Origin of the sequence: Flavipsychrobacter sp. (assembly GCA_041392855.1) — a bacterium.
Lineage (GTDB): Bacteria > Bacteroidota > Bacteroidia > Chitinophagales > Chitinophagaceae > UBA5543.
This window is the reverse complement of sequence record JAWKLD010000001.1, coordinates 2,216,831-2,233,611: the sequence shown is the minus strand read 5'-3', so window position 1 is coordinate 2,233,611 and position 16,781 is coordinate 2,216,831. Positions and strand designations below refer to the sequence as shown.

The 16,781-nt window shown below is 37.0% G+C and carries 19 protein-coding genes; 11 read left to right on the top strand and 8 right to left on the bottom strand.

Annotated elements, in window-relative coordinates:
• Positions 1-4: 4 nt before the first annotated feature.
• The 4 genes from R2800_10415 to R2800_10400 are packed head-to-tail and all read right to left on the bottom strand — an operon-like array spanning position 5 to position 6,551.
• Positions 5-3,406, bottom strand: a complete 3,402-nt coding sequence (locus R2800_10415) for an efflux RND transporter permease subunit (protein ID MEZ5017453.1) — start codon at positions 3,404-3,406, stop codon at positions 5-7.
• A gap of 34 nt (positions 3,407-3,440) precedes the next feature.
• Positions 3,441-4,547, bottom strand: a complete 1,107-nt coding sequence (locus tag R2800_10410) for an efflux RND transporter periplasmic adaptor subunit (protein ID MEZ5017452.1) — start codon at positions 4,545-4,547, stop codon at positions 3,441-3,443.
• A gap of 37 nt (positions 4,548-4,584) precedes the next feature.
• The gene (locus R2800_10405; GenBank protein MEZ5017451.1) at positions 4,585-5,928 is read right to left on the bottom strand and encodes a TolC family protein; all 1,344 of its coding nucleotides are present in this window, start codon (positions 5,926-5,928) and stop codon (positions 4,585-4,587) included.
• The gene (locus R2800_10400) at positions 5,925-6,551 is read right to left on the bottom strand and encodes a TetR/AcrR family transcriptional regulator (GenBank protein MEZ5017450.1); all 627 of its coding nucleotides are present in this window, start codon (positions 6,549-6,551) and stop codon (positions 5,925-5,927) included. The genes R2800_10405 and R2800_10400 overlap by 4 nt, the downstream gene beginning before the upstream one ends.
• Positions 6,552-6,735: 184 nt before the next feature.
• Between R2800_10400 and mscL the strand changes: the two genes are divergently transcribed.
• From mscL to R2800_10370, 6 genes are all read left to right on the top strand, one after another.
• Positions 6,736-7,167, top strand: coding sequence for a large conductance mechanosensitive channel protein MscL (gene mscL, locus R2800_10395; protein MEZ5017449.1), 432 nt, complete (start codon positions 6,736-6,738; stop codon positions 7,165-7,167).
• A 75-nt stretch (positions 7,168-7,242) separates the two neighbouring features.
• A complete protein-coding gene (locus R2800_10390; GenBank protein ID MEZ5017448.1) occupies positions 7,243-8,004 on the top strand; it encodes a geranylgeranylglyceryl/heptaprenylglyceryl phosphate synthase in 762 nt (253 codons plus the stop codon).
• A gap of 86 nt (positions 8,005-8,090) precedes the next feature.
• Complete coding sequence (gene rpmH / locus R2800_10385; GenBank protein MEZ5017447.1) at positions 8,091-8,246, top strand: 50S ribosomal protein L34; 156 nt, start codon at positions 8,091-8,093, stop codon at positions 8,244-8,246.
• A gap of 11 nt (positions 8,247-8,257) precedes the next feature.
• Entirely contained in the window at positions 8,258-8,659 is a 402-nt protein-coding gene (locus R2800_10380) for a ribonuclease P protein component (protein MEZ5017446.1), read from the top strand.
• On the top strand, positions 8,652-8,873 hold the full coding sequence (yidD, locus tag R2800_10375) for a membrane protein insertion efficiency factor YidD (protein MEZ5017445.1): 222 nt from the start codon (positions 8,652-8,654) through the stop codon (positions 8,871-8,873). The genes R2800_10380 and yidD overlap by 8 nt, the downstream gene beginning before the upstream one ends.
• Positions 8,874-8,913: 40 nt before the next feature.
• On the top strand, positions 8,914-9,513 hold the full coding sequence (locus R2800_10370) for a transferase hexapeptide repeat family protein (GenBank protein ID MEZ5017444.1): 600 nt from the start codon (positions 8,914-8,916) through the stop codon (positions 9,511-9,513).
• Between the two features lie 69 nt (positions 9,514-9,582).
• On the opposite strand, the gene R2800_10365 is transcribed toward R2800_10370, so the two are convergent.
• Both R2800_10365 and tsaB read right to left on the bottom strand, forming a co-directional pair.
• Entirely contained in the window at positions 9,583-9,945 is a 363-nt protein-coding gene (locus R2800_10365) for a metalloregulator ArsR/SmtB family transcription factor (protein MEZ5017443.1), read from the bottom strand.
• Positions 9,946-10,120: 175 nt separating this feature from the next.
• A complete protein-coding gene (gene tsaB / locus R2800_10360; protein MEZ5017442.1) occupies positions 10,121-10,825 on the bottom strand; it encodes a tRNA (adenosine(37)-N6)-threonylcarbamoyltransferase complex dimerization subunit type 1 TsaB in 705 nt (234 codons plus the stop codon).
• Between the two features lie 39 nt (positions 10,826-10,864).
• On the opposite strand from tsaB, the gene R2800_10355 reads away from it, so the two are divergent.
• On the top strand, positions 10,865-11,245 hold the full coding sequence (locus R2800_10355) for a RidA family protein (GenBank protein MEZ5017441.1): 381 nt from the start codon (positions 10,865-10,867) through the stop codon (positions 11,243-11,245).
• Positions 11,246-11,287: 42 nt separating this feature from the next.
• Here R2800_10355 and R2800_10350 read toward each other — a convergent pair whose 3' ends face one another.
• Together R2800_10350 and R2800_10345 are read right to left on the bottom strand one after the other, a co-directional pair.
• Entirely contained in the window at positions 11,288-12,952 is a 1,665-nt protein-coding gene (locus R2800_10350) for a glutamine--tRNA ligase/YqeY domain fusion protein (GenBank protein ID MEZ5017440.1), read from the bottom strand.
• Positions 12,953-12,990: 38 nt separating this feature from the next.
• A complete protein-coding gene (locus R2800_10345) occupies positions 12,991-13,698 on the bottom strand; it encodes an outer membrane beta-barrel protein (GenBank protein ID MEZ5017439.1) in 708 nt (235 codons plus the stop codon).
• A 104-nt stretch (positions 13,699-13,802) separates the two neighbouring features.
• Between R2800_10345 and R2800_10340 the strand changes: the two genes are divergently transcribed.
• From R2800_10340 to ruvA, 4 genes are all read left to right on the top strand, one after another.
• On the top strand, positions 13,803-14,228 hold the full coding sequence (locus tag R2800_10340; GenBank protein ID MEZ5017438.1) for a cobalamin B12-binding domain-containing protein: 426 nt from the start codon (positions 13,803-13,805) through the stop codon (positions 14,226-14,228).
• A 13-nt stretch (positions 14,229-14,241) separates the two neighbouring features.
• Positions 14,242-15,021 carry an enoyl-CoA hydratase-related protein gene (locus R2800_10335; GenBank protein ID MEZ5017437.1) on the top strand — a complete coding sequence of 260 codons (780 nt, stop codon included), beginning with the start codon at positions 14,242-14,244 and terminating at the stop codon, positions 15,019-15,021.
• A 33-nt stretch (positions 15,022-15,054) separates the two neighbouring features.
• Positions 15,055-16,017 carry an outer membrane beta-barrel protein gene (locus R2800_10330; GenBank protein ID MEZ5017436.1) on the top strand — a complete coding sequence of 321 codons (963 nt, stop codon included), beginning with the start codon at positions 15,055-15,057 and terminating at the stop codon, positions 16,015-16,017.
• A 172-nt stretch (positions 16,018-16,189) separates the two neighbouring features.
• Positions 16,190-16,768 carry a Holliday junction branch migration protein RuvA gene (ruvA, locus tag R2800_10325; GenBank protein ID MEZ5017435.1) on the top strand — a complete coding sequence of 193 codons (579 nt, stop codon included), beginning with the start codon at positions 16,190-16,192 and terminating at the stop codon, positions 16,766-16,768.
• Positions 16,769-16,781 lie beyond the last annotated feature (13 nt).

Here is a 16,781-nt window from a genome sequence, read left to right as displayed (position 1 = left end):
ATTGTTAGTCGGCAAGAGATTCGCTCACCTTGCTGTTTATTTTCTTTAACCAATTTTTGAATCTGAAAACTAATAGTAACATTACTGGTACAAGAATTAATGTAAGGAATGTTGCAAACATCAATCCATATATCATAGACCACGCAAGAGGCCCCCAGAAAGCAACGTTATCACCACCTAAATATATGTGAGGATTTAACTCAGAGAATAAGGTTGCAAAGTCTAGGTTTAGCCCTATACCAAGAGGTATAAGTCCCAGTGTTGTAGACAATGCTGTTAATAGTACTGGAGTCATACGTGTTCTGCCAGCTTCTACTATTGCTTCATATTCTGTCATGCCTTCTTTTAGCATTAGATCCATAAACTCTACAAGTAGAATACCATTTCTAACAACAATACCCGCTAGAGCAACTACGCCTACACCAGTCATTACAATCGAAACATTATTCCCGAAAATAGCTAACCCTAATAGTACACCAAATACACTGAATAGGATCTCACTCATTATAATGGTTGTACGTCCAAATGAGTTGAACTGCATGATAAGGATTAAGAAGATAAGCATCATAGCTATTAGCATGGCATTGCCTAAAAAACTCATTGTTTCCATTTGCTCTTCCTGTTGTCCTCCCATAGTAATGGAAATTCCTGTAGGTGCTTTAAAATCCTTCAATTCGCTTTTAACTGATGTTAAAACTTGGTTCAAGTCATAGCCAACAAGCAGGTTTGAAGAAAGAGTAATTATACGTTTTTGATCTTTACGTTTTATGCCTCCATATGTTTTACCATACTTTATGTCAGCAAAAGCACTAATTGGTACTTCACGTATAACACCGCCCATACCCATGTCTCTGAATTGTAAAGGCATGTTACGAACCGCATCAATGTTTTCTCGCTGTTCTTTCTTTACTCTAAGAGTTATTGGATAATCGTCATTAGCATCTCTGAATCTAGATATTTCGATACCAAAAACAGCAGTTCTTAAAGCACCTATAACTTGTTGCGTAGAGATACCTTCATTATTCATGCGCTCTCTATTGATGTCAAATACTAATTCAGGTTTGTCCGCTTGGAAGTCGCTCAATAGTTTTTCAACACCTGCAATGCGTTTGTCGTCCAAATACTTTTTAAGTCTTTCAGAAGTTACAATTAATGAATCAAGATTGTCTCCTTTAATATCTATAACTACCGGTTTGGATACAGGAGGTCCTCCTCCTTCTTGGTCAACAACTACCTGAGCGCCAGGAACAGCCTGAACAGCTTCTCTTATCTTCTGTAGATATACCGTTGTAGATTGTCCGTCTCTTTCAGAGAAGTCAACAAAAGCAACTTCAATTCTACCTTTGTTCGGGAAATTACCAATTTCGTTAGCTGTAGGGTCAACTGCGCCTACCGTTACATTGGCAATTACTGACTTAACGATTGGGTTTGTTTTATTTGCTTTATAGTCAATTTCTAAAACGTTATTTACTTTCTTTTCAAGCTCTAATAACTTTTCATTAGTATATGCTTGGTCAGTACCTACAGGCATTGTAAGATATACATATACAAAGTTAGGTTCTGCTTTAGGGAAGAAGTCTACTTTAGGTTTGCGAATAGCAATACCTACAATTGATAAAATAATAAGTAAAGCAGCTAAACCCATTGTTGTCCAAGGTCTGTTTAGTGCGCGCTTTAGCCATCTTGTATAGAAGTCTTTAAATTTAGGCCAAGTTTTTGTTTGGAAAGTTTTAATGACTCTGTTTAAGAAGAAACGTTGTAATAATATTAATAGATAGATAAATACTACAAAGTTTGCTGGTCCCCACATTTGTGTTACATAGAAGATGGCTGCAATAGCTCCAAAAATAACAGCAGTTATCTTTTGACGTTTAGTCCATCCTTTTTGTGTTTTAGTATCATCGTTCTGTTCTGGCTTCATAAAGCTAACAGCAAAAACGGGGTTGATGATATAGGCAACAAATAAAGAGGCTAGCAATGTGATGATGAGTGTAAGAGGTAGATATACCATAAACTCACCTATCAAGCCATCCCAAAATGCCAACGGAATAAATGGCATTAGCGTTGTTGCAGTTCCAGATAGTACTGGTAAGAATACTTCTCCAGTAGCCATCTTGGCGGCTTTGGATATGGGGATTTTTCCATTGTCAAATATCCGGTGCGTATTTTCTATTACAACAATGGCATCATCTACTACAATACCTAGTGCTAATAAGAAAGAGAATAACACGACCATATTAAGTGATATCCCTAGTCCTGGCATTGCAAGGAAAGCTATTGCGCATGATAGAGGTACTGACATAGCAACAAAAAGTGCATTTGTAGTACCCATAAAGAACATTAAGATCAATGTTACAAGAATGAAACCAATAATAATTGTATTGATCAGGTCGTGTAAGGTAGTCCTTGTCTTTTCAGATAAATCTCCAGTAGTAACAATTTTTAGATCTTGAGGGAGAGTGCTCTCTCTCATTTCTTCTATTACTTTCTGGATGTTGTCAGAAGCCGCAATAAGGTTCTGTCCTTTTGCTTTTATTATTTGCAAGGTTATTACATTGTTGCCATTTAAACGTGCATAGCTTTCTTGTTCTTCATAACCATCTACTACATCAGCAATATCTTTTAGGTATAGTGCTTTACCGTGTTCATTTTTTACAATGATATTCCCAATAGCTTCTGCAGATTTAAATTCATTCTTTATCGTTAGTATCCTTTTTTTATTATTCATGGATACTTGACCAGGAGTTGATGATTTATTCTCATTAGCAACTGCATTCTGAATATTCATGAAAGAGAAACCAGCAGCAGCCATCTTATACATGTCCACATTTATCTGAATTTCACGTTCAAGAGCACCAACCATTTTTGCTTGCTTGATCTCTTTAAGCTCCTCAATTTTATCCTGAATTTCATCAGCATAGTTTTTAAGCCTATCTAAATCATAATTGCCTGAAATGTTGATATTCATAATCGGAATTTCCGAGAAGTCGATATCAGTTACTTCAGGCTCGTTAGGTAAGTTTTGCGGCAGGTCTTTTCTCGCTTTATCAACCGCATCTTTTACATCTCTCTTTGCAGTAGTAACATCTACATCGGTATTAAACTCAACAGTTACAATAGAAAAGTCTTGAAAGGAGTTACTGGTAATCTTTTTAACCCCAGTCAAATTTCTTACTTCTTTTTCGATTGGTTTTGTTACCAAATTCTCCATGTTTTCAGGAGAAGATCCTGGATAGAATGTCTGTACAATAATTTGTGCCATTTTTATCTCAGGAAACTGCTCTTTAGGTAAGTTGATATAACTTAACAAACCTGCAAGTGAGATCAGAACAGTGAATATATATATAGCAGTACGATTGTCAATCGACCAGCTTGATGGCTTAAATTCTTTAAACTTATCTTTCATCAGTTTAGTTTTTCTGATAGTTTTCTTAGTTATGTTATAGTATTTCTACATCCCTACCGTTATCTACTTCTGCGTAGCCTTCTGTAATAACTTTATCGCCAGCATTTAAGCCTTCTAGTATTTCAGCATTACCATTAGCTATTCTTCCTGTCTTTATATAAGTAGATTTTGCCTTGTTGTTTTCTACCGTAAATACCATGTCTCCTTTAGCCGTTTTCTGTATTGCCGCAACAGGTATAGTTAAGGCTTCTTTGTTTTGGTAGTTTAAAATTTTCATTTTACAAGACATGTTTGGTCGTATGTCTTTGTTGTTGCCTATCCAAACTTCAATGTTAAAAGCTCTTGATATAGGATCTACAGAACGAGAAACGTAGTTTAGTTTAGAATTTATAGTAGTTCCTGTTTCCGAAAATTCTAGTATAACAGGATCGTTAGTATTTACTTTACCAATGTAGTTCTCACCAAGGGTGGTTTTTACTTTAAGCTTGGAATTACTTACTACTCTTATGCCGGTAACTGGGGCAGCCGGAGAACCTACAACGTCACCTACTTTTACGTTTATGGCATCTACTACACCTGAAATAGGAGCAACTATGCGGTACATGTTTCTTTGAGCCAGTAGCGACTCATATTGTTTTTGAGTGCTTTCGTAGTTAGCTTTGGCGGTTAAAAGCTGTACTTCAGAACCTATATTTTGCTCCCATAGCTTAGCTTGCTTGTTGTATAGTTGCTTTACTAAGGTTAGTTGCGCTTCCATAGCTTTTATTTGTTGCTCTACAGCAGCAGCGTCTAGTGTTGCTAATACTTGCCCTTTGCTAACATGTTGACCAGTATTGACATGTATTTTATTTACAGTACCTGGTGCTTGAGACGTAGCTAGTACGTTCTCATCTCCACTTACTGCTGCTTGAACGTCAATATATGATTTGAAGTCAGTTGGTGTTAGATTAAGGACAGAAACAGGTACTGCTTCAGCAGGTTTGTCTTTAAGTACTTTCTCTTCTAATTCCGTGATTTTTTTGTCTAGTTCAATTCTTTCTTTTTTCAATTTAGCTAACTCTGCAGAAGAATCTTCTGAATTGCCACCGCCACAAGCTGCAAATGCTAGTGTAGCTGCTAATATGATAATGGAGCGTTTCATCTTTATAATGTTTATATCGTTCTGGTTAATTGTTTATTTAAAATTCGCCAAGTGCTTTTTTCAATTTTGCTTGTGCGTTTACAACTTCTAAAAGCGATTGGAAGTAGTTATTCTGTGCAGCAAGTTGGTTAGTTTGTGCAAGAGATACTTCAGTATTACTTCCCACACCTGCATCATATTTTGCTTTTGCCAGCCTTAAGACATTGTTTGCTAGATCAAGATTTCTCTTTTGATTATTCATGGTCAACAATGCGTTCTTTAGTGTAGTTTTTGAACTGTTTTTCTCAAAATCAATACCTAGCTTTAGATAGTCTATTTTATTCTGAGTTTGTTGTACAGATATTTTTGCTTGCTTTACTCTACTACGTCTTTGCCATCCATCAAATATTGGTACATTTAGCTGTAGGCCAACAAGGGAATAAAAGATATATTGTTGATTAAACACATTATTAAAACTATTAGTAGAGTAAGTATATGCTGCTGTACCGAATGCTGCTAATTGAGGTAGGGCAGATAATCTATGCCTTTTTAAGTCATATTTATTCAACTCTAGTTCCGTAATCAGTAAATTAAAATCTGTTCTGTCCATATAGTCTACCTCTCCTAATAACAGACTGGCAGCATCTGTAAATTGATCATTAAGAGAAGTGTCGGTTAATGCTATTTGTTGTTCGTTTGGCAGGCCCATTAAGTACTTTAGCATTTGCTCATTGACAACTAAGGCATTATGTAGTTTTAAACTGTCAGATGCTAAATTGTTTAGATTGACAGTAGTTCTGTCTAACTCTATCTTTTCAATGAATCCAGCCTTGTAAAGTTCTTTATTGTCATCTATCATTTTTCTTGCATAGCCAATTGTCTCTTTTAATATTTCATATTGCTTATTAGCTACAACTAAACTATTATAGGCTATATGCATGTTGTAACGAACCTCTTCGTTGGTAAGTTTTGAAGCTTGCTCGTAAAGTTTTAATAGTGCTTTTCTAGCTTGTAAGGCAACCATTACACTGCCATCAAATAATAGCTGTGAGCCCGAAACGGATGCAGTAGAAGAAAACTTTGGAGTAAATGGAACAGCCACAAACGTTCCCGAAGGACCTCCAATAAACTCAGCAGGGACAAAAGATTGAATTGGATTAATATAATCGTTAAACTCGCCCTTAGCACTAATATTAGGGTAAGCAATTCCTGTTACCTCATTATTAATAGCTCTTTGCTTTAGAATGTCTAGTCTAGCATTTTTGGATTGTACACTATTCTGTACTGCTAGTTTCATGGCGTCGTCTAGGCTTAGTTCTATTGCGCCGTTTTCATTTTGAGCTTTTGTTGTTGCCGGTAATAACAACGCGGTCAATAAAAAGCTGTTTAATAGCCGTCTCATATTTTAGATACTTGCTTTAGGTATTGTTCTTTATATTTCTGGTATAGTTTTTCTCCTTTATCGGTCATTATGCCATATAAAAAATGCTCACTTAACTCATGACCTACAAATGGTAGATCATGTCTGTCATTTACTAATAGGTTAGGATGAAGAATAAGTAAAGACATTTCCATACGGTAACGCGCCATAAAATCAGCATTGATCTCTGCTCTATATAGCCCTGAAGCTATGCCTTGTTCTATATTTTCTCTTATAGATACTATATCATCATTGAGCATCTTTCCTCTAAACTCCTGAAACGCTTCCGGATAAAAGCGTTCCAGTTCTAGCATTGCTATTGGATTTATTTGGCGGTGTACCTGGTCAAAATTGCCCATAATGCGTACCATTGCTTCTATGGCATTGTCTGATTCTGCCATTAAAGTTTTGCATTGATTATGTATTTTGGATTTGTACCATGTTACAGACTCTGTAACAACTTCTTGCTTGTTGGCGAAATGTTGATACAATGTCTTTTTGGAAATACCCGCTTTCCTTGCAATATCATCCATAGTTATTGTTTTGAACCCATATTGGCGAAACAATTCAGAGGACGCACTGAGTATTTTAGTTAATGTATCCATGTGGTGGGCAAAACTATGGAAACATTTTGAACGAAAATAGTTTCCTGTGTATAATTTTAATTTATAGTGCCAATTGTTTAAACAGATAATGGAGTTTTTTCTGCTTCAATGGAGTTATTTTCTGCCTCAACCTCTATAAATCAAATATTATACTTTTTATTATCTTGGGTGTAAAATTATATCTATGAGTCTATTAAAAGAGTTTAAAGCATTTGCTACAAAAGGTAATGTAGTTGATCTGGCAGTAGCAGTTGTCATCGGTGGTGCCTTTGGTGCAATTGTAAAGTCATTAGTAGCAGACCTAATAATGCCATTAGTAGGTATGATAACAGGTGGTAGCAAAATTAGTGCTAGGTTCCTTGTATTAGAAGCTGGTAAGGAAGGTGATGTTTATACGTCTTTAGCACAGGCTAAAGATGCAGGTGCAAATGTGCTTGCATACGGTAATTTTATCCAATCGGTAGTAGACTTTTTGTTGATAGCGTTTAGCATATTTATGGTAATAAGGGTATTTAACAAGTTGAAAAAGAAAGAAGAGGAGAAACCTGCTGCACCACCAGAACCATCTTCAACCGACAAATTATTGATGGAAATACGAGATTCCTTAAAAAAATAATGGTTTAACACCTCTTTTTTAGCTAAAAACCAATTATTTACGCATTTTTGTGTCGTAGGAACTCCTACTACGCTTATGGCTACAGGTAAAATATATAAGGACTTACGTTCTCGTAAACAATCGGGAAAAAGTGGTTTCGCAGTATTGGTAGATCCGGATAACGTATCTCCTGCTGAAATGCCGAGATTGGCAGAGTTATGTAATGAAGCAGCAGTTGATTATTTATTTGTTGGTGGTAGTTTGATCGTGAAGGACCAGCTAGATAAGTGTATTCAGCAATTTAAAGCAGAAAGTGATATCCCTGTTGTATTATTTCCGGGTAGTCATGCACAGGTAAGTCAGTATGCAGATGCGTTATTATACCTTTCTCTAATATCAGGCAGAAATCCTGATTTGTTAATAGGTCAGCACGTTGTTTCTGCTCCAGCTATTAAGTCTAGTGGCTTAGAAGTGATATCCACTGGTTATATTGTAGTAGATGGAGGCGTTCCTACTACAGTGTCTTATATGAGCCATTCTGCACCAATACCTGCTAATAAGCCTGATATAGCTATGTGCACTGCGTGGGCGGGTGAACTTCAAGGTAAGCATGTTATATATATGGATGCAGGTAGCGGAGCTAACAACCCGATATCTGAGGAGATGTTGAAAAAAGTGAGTAGTAGCATTGAAATACCATTAATTGTGGGCGGAGGAATAAAAACTCCGGAGAAAGTATATAATAATTGCATGGCGGGGTCCAATATAGTTGTAGTAGGCAATGCAATAGAAAAAGACCCTATGCTAATAAAAGACCTGGTACAAGCCACAAAACATGAAATTCCTTCTATTAAATAATTTGGAAGGTATATTATAATAATTTACCTTTGCACACCAAATTAAAATTATCCTTCGCTTTATAGCGATATTAAATATTAGTTTTTATGAAACGTACGTATCAACCAAGTCGTCGCAGCCGTAAGTCAGTTCATGGTTTCCGTAAGCGTATGGAGTCTGCAAATGGCCGTAAAGTGTTAACTTCTCGTCGTAAAAAAGGACGTAAGAAATTATCAGTATCAAGCGAGCGTCGTTTGAAGTAATTAAAATTATAGTGACAGCCGTTCGTTACACATTCAAAAAAAACGAAAGGCTTAAACGAGAACAACATATTGATTCGCTTTTCCGTAATGGAAAAGCGTTTTCTGTTTTCCCGATAAAGTTTATTTATCAACTAGTTCCTCGTCAAGCCGATAGTGCAATTATTCGCACTGGCTTTTCTGTACCTAAAAAGAAGTTTAAGAGTTCTGTTCAACGTCATGCAGTAAGACGAAAATTAATTGAAGCATGGCGGGTGCATAAGCATTTACTTCTTGAACATATACCTCCTGAAAAGGAGTTGCACATATTCCTTATATTCACAAGTAGGGAAAATGAAGAAATGAATATTCTTGTAAGCAAGGTTATGGAGGGTATTGATAAACTAAAGCAAATACTATCTCATATAGATGGGTAGATTTTTAGGCATATTATTTATTTGGCTAATTAAGTTTTATCAGGCATTTATATCTCCATTACTTGGTGCTAAATGCAGGTACACCCCTTCTTGCTCAGAATACGGAGTGGAAGCTATTAAAAAGTACGGACCGCTGAAAGGAGGGAAGTTGGCTATAAAAAGAATAGCCTCTTGTCACCCAAGGGGTGGAAGTGGATATGATCCTGTGCCATAAAGGCAATGCTTAGTTTGTAATTTACGTTTATTTTTAGGTCATGTTTTATTCATTCAAAGGTTTTATTCCTGTAGTTCATCCTACAGCTTTCGTCCATCCACAGGCTGTAGTTACAGGTAATGTAGTAATAGGTAAGGATGTTTATATAGGCCCTGGAGCAGCATTAAGAGGGGACTGGGGGGCTATTGTGATAGAGGATGGTTGTAATGTGCAAGAGAACTGCACGATACATATGTTTCCAGGTGTAACGGTTACCCTAAAAGAATCTGCACATATCGGTCATGGAGCTATAATACATGGTGCTACTATAGGGAAAAATGTGCTTGTAGGAATGAATGCTGTAGTAATGGATGATGTGGTGGTAGGAGATGAAAGTATAATTGGGGCATTGGCATTTGTTGCCGCAAAAACAGAGATACCTGCACGTTCATTAGTAGTGGGTAATCCCGCAAAAGTGATCAAGCAAGTAAGTGATGACATGATTGATTGGAAGACCAAGGGGACAAAGCTATACCAAATGTTGCCCAAAGATATGATGGATACTGCTGAACCCTGTGAGCCACTAAGAGAAGTGCCTGAGAATAGGCCGGAGCAAGAATCGCTCTACGATACTTGGAATAAAATAAAAGAAGGAAAATAATAATAGAAAAAGCCACGCTATTGCGTGGCTTTTATAATCTTAGGGTAATCGTTAATATAAAAACGAAGATTAACCTTCGTCAGAATTAACTAGTTCATTCACGAATTTAGCCACAGAAGCAATACGTGCATGATTTAGTGCATAGTGAATAAATTTACCATCACGCTCAGTGATAACGATGTTAGCGCGACGTAAAATAGCTAGGTGTTGAGAGGCAACTGATTGCTCTAAACGAAGCTTTACATAAATGTCAGTAACATTCATACGTCTGTTTTCCTCCAACAACTTAACGATTTGTTGACGTAGCTTGTGATTGATAGCTCTAAGAGTCATCGCTGCATTCTTCACCGCCATGTAATCAAGCTTAATCTGCTCGTTTGATCCTTCATCTTTACGAATCACCAAAGTGTTCGCCGACACAGTCGTTTCCATTAAAATTAAATATTTACAAAGGTTAATGAATAATAAATAATACTTATATAGTAGGTACTATAAATTAAGGAGTGCAAACATACACTAATCCTAAATATGAAACAAGATTATATTCATTGGTTCTGTTAAATAACTCCTAAATGGGATATGTGATTGTTGGTAGCCAATACTGTAACTATTTGCTAGACTTTGGCTTATGTGTGTAAACTTTTTTTAAGTAGTTAGGCTCGCTATTGGCTAAATTGACAAAACTTTTACTATTGTGTTGTTCGTAGGCATACAGAGCCCAACTCTCAGCATTAGCTTCTTTAGCTTTAAATGAGGTGTGAACTCCTGCCTTTTTTTGTTCGATAAAAGCGACAATTTTTTCGTCCATTTCACCAATAACTAGAGTGTTAGGACTAAGGTTTAGCAGCATTACTTCTTCTTCTAGTATATGGCAAGGTTCTATTGTCTCAATAAAGTCCTTATCATACCCTGAAATAAAATATTCACCCTCTCTTGCAGGTATTATGGAGTAAAATTGTGTGTATTTATTAGAGTGTTGAGAACGATTTAGATCATTCCAAACTTCATGAGCAATTAATAGTAGCTTGCTATGCATCATAAGAGGTTTGTCTATAGCGTAGCATATTCCTTTGGCGGTAGAAGTTCCAATTCTTAACCCTGTATAAGACCCTGGGCCTGAGCAAACAGCAATTGATGCAATGTCTTTTAGGCTTATGCCTGCTGTTTTTAAGACAGATTCTATGTCTTTATTAATAATGGAAGCATTGTTGCGTGCATCTGTATTTACTTTTTGAGCTACTAATTGGCCAGCCTTGCTAATGGCTGTAAGCCCGCTATCTGCAGATGTGTCAATATGTAGAATATATGCCATAAGGTTATGCAAATGTAATACGTGTATTACATTTGTACTATGGAAAAGAAAGTAATTCGTACAGATAATGCGCCTGCACCGATCGGGCCATATAATCAGGCCATACAATATGGAGATATGTTGTTTGTTTCAGGGCAAATAGCCATAGACCCTAAAACCGGCAATTTGGTAGAAGGAGATATACAAACGGAAACCAAGATGGTGATGGAGAATCTAAAAGCTGTTTTGGCCGAAGCCAATATGGATTTTTCAAATATCATCAAGTCAAGTATTTTCTTGATGGATATGGGGCAGTTTGGGCAAGTAAACGAGGTTTATGGCAGCTATTTTGGAGAAAACCCACCCGCTCGTGAAACAGTACAGGTGGCAGGATTACCTAAGGGTGTAAATGTTGAAATAAGTGTAATAGCTGGTAAATAAAAAAGCCCCATCAAGGGGCTTTTTTATTTAAGTATGGTGTTATTATTGCTTTTTCTGTTCCTTAGCCCATCCGTCTTTTAATGTAACTGTCCTGTTAAAAACTAATTTTTCTTCAGAGCTGTCTTTATCTACGCAGAAATAACCAGTGCGCATAAATTGATATTGCTGACCAACTTTAGCATCTGCTAGTGCCGGCTCTATATATGCATTGGGTATAACAGTTAATGACTCTGGATTGATGTGATCTTTAAAGTCACCTTCAGCGGTTGCGGGGTCTTCTACTCTGAATAGTCTATCATATAAACGAACTTCTGCCGTCTTGGCATGAGGTATGCTTATCCAGTGTATTACCCCTTTAGCTTTTAGTCCGCTTGTGTCTTGACCACTTTTGCTGTCAGGGAAGTAAGTGCAATACAAAGTAGTGATAGCGCCATCGGCATCTTTCTCAAAGCTATCACACTTAATAATATATGCACCTTTTAGACGAACCATTTTGTCTGGCCCTAGTCTAAAAAACTTTTTTGGAGGTTCTTCCATAAAGTCTTCACGCTCTATCCATAACTCTTTACTAAAGGGGACTTTTCTTGTGCCACTATTGTCGTCTTCAGGATTGTTGTCTATTTCTAATTCTTCGGTTTGGCCTTCAGGGTAGTTTGTAATAATAACCTTAATAGGGTCAAGCACAGCCATAACTCTATCTGTAGTCTTGTTTAGTTCTGTACGTACATTGAATTCTAGTAAACTAATGTCTACCATATTCTCACGCTTACCTATACCAATTGTGTCTGCAAAATTTCTGATGGCCATAGGAGGGTAGCCTCTACGGCGCATGCCACTTATCGTAGGCATACGTGGGTCGTCCCAGCCTGATACATGATTTTCGTTCACCAGCTGTAATAGCTTACGTTTACTCATTACAGTATAAGACATATTACGACGAGCAAATTCATACTGATGAGATGGATATATTCCCAATTGTTCAATAAACCAATCGTATAATGGGCGGTGATGAATGAACTCGAGCGTACAAACAGAGTGGGTGATTTCTTCTATACTATCACTTTGCCCATGTGCAAAATCGTACATAGGGTATAGGCACCATTTGTCGCCAGTGCGGTGGTGGTGTGCATGTTTTAACCTATAAATAACTGGGTCGCGCATTAACAGGTTGGGGTGGCTCATATCTATTTTGGCACGTAATACCTTTGCGCCATCTTGGTATTTGCCGTTGCGCATATCTTCAAAGAGTTGGAGATTTTCTTCAATGCCTCTTTCTCTATATGGGCTGTTAGTGCCAGCTTTATTAATATCACCTCTTTGTTGAGACATCTCTTCTGCAGTACTATCGTCTACATAGGCTAGTCCCTTTCTGATTAGAGTGACAGCATAATTATACAGGGTCTCAAAATAGTCGGAAGTATATAACTCCTTATCCCATTTAAATCCTAACCACTCAATATCTTTTTTTATGCTATCTACATACCTTGTTTCTTCGGTCGTAGGATTAGTGTCATCAAAACGTAGGTTGCAAGTGCCATTATATTTCTCTGCCAAGCCAAAGTTGAGACAGATAGAAGAAGCATGACCTATGTGTAAATAGCCATTAGGTTCAGGCGGGAAACGCGTATGAACTTCTTTGATTTTGCCACTTCTTAAATCGGCCTCTATTATCTCTTCAATAAAATTTAATGATTTTTCTTCACTCATTAGTGCTCTTGTTTGCAATCTGTAAAGGTAATGTTTGTCTAATTATAAAAGAGCGAAGGCATTCGGTTTTTACCTGACTTACTCCGGTCGGGTAATATCCATATAATACCCAAGTCTAAAAAGGCTATATGATTCTTTAATTCAGTATTCCCTGCTAATATTACATTGCTATTGCTCATGTCAGTTATCATATATTGGAAGGATGGGCCAAATATGAGTGCCGCATTTTGAGCAAATCGGTATTCAAAATGTAGTTTAGCATGTCCTAAAATACTACTAGGGTTAAACTGCTTTTTAAATGTGGTTTGGTCTAATCTCTTTTTTAATATAGAGCCATCAAGTAGTTTACTCACACTTCGAGAACCGTAATTAAAGGCATAGCTAGCACCTAGGTAGGGCACTATGGCTAATCTCTTATTATTTCTTAATACATAGCCCAGTTGCAATGTACCAGTAAGATGGTTGAAATAATAGCTGGTTTTATTAGCCCCCATGTTATAATTATAACCACTTCTCTGGTAGCCGGCACCCGCCTGTACTCTAAGTTTATTAAAGCTGTAACCAACACCAAGCTCTGCACCGTAAGTGTATACGGGGTTGGCTACGTGCTGTAAAGGTGTTAGGTTTACTTGGTCTGAAGAACTAATACCGTTTCTAAATACAGGGCTGAAATATAACCCCCTCTGTGCAATAGCCGAATGAACACCTATAATTATGATGCAGGCTATCAATATGCCACGTTTCATAAAAGTCTTAGTAGTTATATTTCCAATAAAGGTAAAACATATGGGAGAGAGATATAATTAACGACTGATAAATTATTACTTTTACAATCGCATTTTAACTTATTATGACAGACACGATGCAACGCCCAGTAAGGGTACTGGTAGCAAAAGTAGGTTTAGACGGTCATGACCGAGGAGCCAAAGTAATAGCCACAGCTTTGAGAGATGCAGGTATGGAAGTAATATACACAGGGTTGAGGCAAACTGCGGATATGGTTGTTAACGCTGCCTTACAGGAAGATGTTGATGCTATAGGCGTTAGCATTTTAAGTGGTGCGCATATGACAGTTTTCCCTAAACTAATTTCCTTAATGAAAGAAAAAGGTTTGGAAAATGTATTACTTACCGGTGGGGGTATTATACCTGAAGAAGATATGAAGGAGTTGAATGAAAAAGGAGTAGGAAAACTTTTTGCTCCTGGAGCGGCAACTTCTGAAATAGCAGATTATATAAATAACTGGGTAAAAGAAAACAGAGCAGAGCTATTCTAATTAAATAATTTATATGTATAAAACATTATTGACAGAGCTGAATGAAGGTATTCTAACTATTACTATCAATCGCCCTGACAAACTCAATGCATTAAATAAAGATGTAATTGAAGAATTAGGAACTGTTTTAGACGATGTATATAATAATGATGACATCAAAACAGCAATTATTACTGGTGCCGGTGAAAAAGCATTCATTGCAGGTGCGGATATATCAGAGTTTTCCGCATTAGATGGTAAGCAAGGTGCGGCCTTGGCTCAAAAGGGGCAAGACCTAGTATTTAGTAAGATTGAAAATAGCCCTAAGCCAATTATTGCGGCTGTTAATGGGTTTGCGCTAGGTGGTGGTTGCGAATTGGCTATGGCTTGTCATTTTAGACTAGCTAGCGAAAATGCCAAATTTGGGCAGCCAGAAGTAAACCTAGGTTTGATACCTGGGTATGGTGGTACTCAAAGACTTACGCAGCTTATAGGTAAAGGGAAGTCTATGGAATTATCTATGACTGGAGATATGATTGGGGCAGAAGAGGCAAAAATGCTGGGTTTAGTGAATTATGTAACTCCCCAAGCCGAATTATTGGACCAAACAAAGAAAATATTACAAAAAATTCAGTCAAAAGCTCCCTTAGCTATAACAAAAGTTATATATTGTGTGAACGAAGCAGCTAAGGCTGACCCTCAAGGGTTTGCCAATGAGATTGCTCGCTTTGGTGATTGTTTCGAAACGGAAGATATGCGTGAAGGAACAAGCGCTTTTCTAGAAAAGAGAAAAGCAACATTTAAAGGAAAATAATTATTTATCTTCAAACGCTAAAAAATCAGCGCTATGCGGAAAAATTTACTCCGTAGTATTTTAGTATTGTGCATCGGTGCTACAGCCTTATCGGCATATGCACAGCCTGCTATACCAAGAAAATATGTTGAGCATCCGGGTTTTTCTTTGGGTATCAATTTTGGTATGTCAGATTTATGGGGCGATGTAGGTACTCAAAACTTCGTAGACCATTACAATAATGATAAGTATTTTGATAAGCCAACATTTATGGGAGGTATTTTCTTCCGTTATGTAGCTCATCCATCTGTTGGAATGCGTCTAAATATTAACTACGGTACACTCTACGCTACAGACGAGTGGAATATTAATAAGGCTAAATCGGCAACATCTGTTGAAGATGACGCTTATCAACGTTACTTGCGTAATCAAGATGCTCGAGCTAATGTATGGGAAGCGACTTTTATGTTCGAATTAATGCCGCTTAGATGGAACTCTGAGAGCAAAGTTGCTCAAAAGGCAATGCAACCATACCTTACAGCAGGTGTTGGTGGTTTTTATTTCCGTCCTCAAACGTCATTGATAGACCCTCTTACTGGTCGTAAAAGATGGGTAGATACTAGAGACTTGCAACTGGAAGGAGATGGCGTTCCTAATTCTGGTGCAAGAGCTACAACTCCATTCCAAATTGCGGTACCTGTAGGTTTAGGTCTTCGTTGGGATATCGGTAATAATATGATGTTCGGTTTTGAATATCTATATCGCTTTACTACTACAGATAGATTAGATAATGTAAGTAGTGAATATGTGTCGAAAGCATATTTCGATAGACATTTATCAGAAGAATATGCTGAAACTGCAAAGCAAGTATATGATAAATCTTGGTATATAGAGCCAGGTTCTACAAACGCACCAGGAAGTACTAGAGGTAATAAAGAGATCCTTGACGGATATTCTACTTTTAGTATCCAGTTTATCTATAGATTAGAAACAAACAAAATACCTTGGTGGTACTAAGGAGATTTTTATAAATTGTGTTACGAAAAGGGCGATATGGAAAATATCGCCCTTTTTAATAATAATATAATGCCTGTGAAAGTTAGTAGTAATATTTCGGTATTATTTACTAAAATAATAAGGTATTTATAAGCAAATACACTAATTTTCAAGCCCTTAAGCGAAAGAAAATATGTATGCATATCTTGAAGGAGTTTTGTCTTACAAATCTCCATCATTGTTATATATGGATGTAGGTGGTGTAGGTTATGAAGTGCACATAACTCTACAGACATATAGTAAAATTCAAAATGACGATAAATGTAAACTGTTCACGCACTTACATATTAGAGAAGATGCATGGGTGGTATATGGTTTTGCTGACGAGCAAGAGCGCGCTACATTTAGAAGTTTGTTAAGTATAAACGGTGTAGGTGCTGCAACGGCACGAATTATTCTCTCCTCACTAACACCAGAAGAATTGGAAAGAGCAATAGCTACAGATAATACTGCAACCTTGCAAAAGGTAAAGGGTATTGGTGCTAAAAGTGCTCAACGTATAATTTTAGAGCTAAAAGGGAAGTTGAATATAGAAAGAGGAGAGGCTGAGCTGTCTAGTGTAAAACACAATACAATTGAAGAAGATGCGTTATTTGCTTTAGTAAACCTTGGTATTTCTAAGTCTATGGCTCAGGGTGCATTGAAGAAAGTAAATAATGCAGGTTCATTAACGGTTGAAGAGCTGATAAAAAAAGCACTTCAGATGCTATAAATAAAGTAAGTAT